This is a genomic window from Promineifilum sp. (SeqCode), from assembly GCF_041918635.1.
Lineage (GTDB): Bacteria > Chloroflexota > Anaerolineae > Promineifilales > Promineifilaceae > Promineifilum.
The window spans coordinates 1-1,957 of the sequence record NZ_JAYRVJ010000596.1; the positions used below are offsets into that span (position 1 = coordinate 1).

Sequence of the window (1,957 nt, forward strand, 5' to 3'; positions counted from 1 at the left end):
CGACCACGACGAAGACGCGGTCGTTGGGCACGACGATGGTCAGCTCGACGCGCACGCGCTCGTTGGCGGCGATGCTGTCGATCGGCTCACACGTCTCGGTCGCCGGGTCGCAGGCGGCGTCGTAGTAGCGGCGCTCGATGGCGAACCCGCGGCTGATCGGGTCGAGCTGGTCGACGGCGATGGCGCTGTTCAGGCGCAGTGTGTAGTAGAGCCGGCCGGCGCCCTCGCCGCGCTGGAAGTCGAAGAAGTTGGTGTCGTCGGTCAGCAGTTCACTGACCGGGACCTCAACCACTTCGGAGCTGGTTACGTCGTCGGCGGTGAAGTTGCCCGAGGCCCGCGGTTGCAGGTTGACCTGCAACTCGTAGGCGTAGTCGGCCTCCAGTTCGCCGGAGACGGCCATCCAGTTGCTCAGCGCTTTCACGCTCCAGGCCGCCTGGTGCAGCGTGGGCCATGTCTCGGCCTGGCGAGCGACCATGATCCAACGCACGGCCGGCGGCAGCAGCGGGCTGTCCGGCTGGAGTTGGGCCAGCGCGTCGATGACCATCGCCGTGCCGCGGATGTCGCTGCTTAAGTTGAAGAAATCCTGTTCGGCGTCCTCCCAATGCGCGCCGGTGGCGCTCATGATGGCGGCGTCGTTCAGGTCAGTCAGCAGCGCTTCCTGGTTCTCGCCGACCGCGCCGTTCAGGTCGTAGGCCAGCGCCAGCAGCGCTTTGGCGAACGGGTCGAGCAGGGCGCGGTGTTCGGCCACCAGTTCGTCGGCGTCGGCCACCACGTCGTCGCCGGCTTCGGCCAGCACGTAGAGGAAGAACGCCTGCCGGTTGGCCTCGGACGCGTCGCCTAGCCGATTGACCGGGTCCAGTTGGTCGCGCAGGTACTCTGTCGCCTGGGTGATGACGTGGCCCTCGACCTCATACCCCAACTCCGACGCACGCCGCAGGGTCAGGAGCGCCTGGGCGCTGATCCACGGGTCGCTCTCGTCGCTGAAGCACCAGCCCCAGCCGCCGTCCGCCTTTTGCAGGCCCGCCAGTTTGGTCGCATCCGACGCGTTGCGCGCGGCGAGGGCGTCCTGCATGCCGGTCAGGTCGAGCTCCAACTCGCGGATGGCCGCCTCGATGGACGTGTTGTGCAGCAGACGGTCGGCCAGCGTGCCGGCGCACTCCAGATAGGTCGGGAAGACGGGACTCTCTTCCATGACCTCGAACGACTCGATGATGGCCGCGGCCAGCGACGGCTGGAGCTTCACCAGCGCCTCGCCGTGTGCCGGGTCCACGCCGGGGGGCAGGATGAGCGCTTCGACGCGCCGCCCGGCCTCGTCCAGTTCGCCGGCCGTCGCCACGAAGTCGCGGCCGTCGTAGCGGTAGATGGGCAGCAGGCCGTCCTCGGCGCTGCCGATGGTCGGCTTGCTGGCGTCGCTGAAGCCGCCGCCCTCCACCCGGAAGGTCAGGTCGGCCGCGGCCACGTCTTCCACCGTCACGTCCCAGCGCACCAGGGCGCGCCCGCCGGCCGGCACGTTGACCGTCTGCTCCGCCTCGCCGTCGATGACCACGCCGGCCGCCTCCAGGGTGACCGTCGCCTCGATGTCGGCGTCAGTATTGTTGTTGACGTTCGCGCCGAGCGATACAACGTCGCCGACGGTGAAGAAGCGCGGCGTCACGGGCCGGACGATGAGCGGCAGGCGGGCCAGGATGTCAACGCTGGCTTGGCCGACCTGCGTGTCCGTCGTAGCCGCCTTGCTGTGCAATCGCCACGTCGTCACGTTGTCGGGCAGCGGAATCTCCACCGAGGCCTGACCGTTCTCGTCGGTCAGCAGCTTAGCTTCCCAGTAGGCGGTGTCCTTGAAGTCCTGGCGCACGTCATCTTCCTCTTCGAGCCGGAAGGACGCCGCGGCCTCATCGCCGCCGCCGCCGCCGCCGAAACCGCCGATGCCCAGCGGCTCCTCGATCTCCAGCCCCTCGCC

Annotated in this window: 1 protein-coding gene; it reads right to left on the reverse strand. The window is 68.8% G+C overall.

Features of this window, described 5'->3' with window-relative positions; all coding sequences use genetic code 11:
* On the reverse strand, positions 1-1,957 hold a 1,957-nt coding region (locus ACE3UY_RS17635; RefSeq protein ID WP_374688799.1), incomplete at both ends, for an alpha-2-macroglobulin family protein.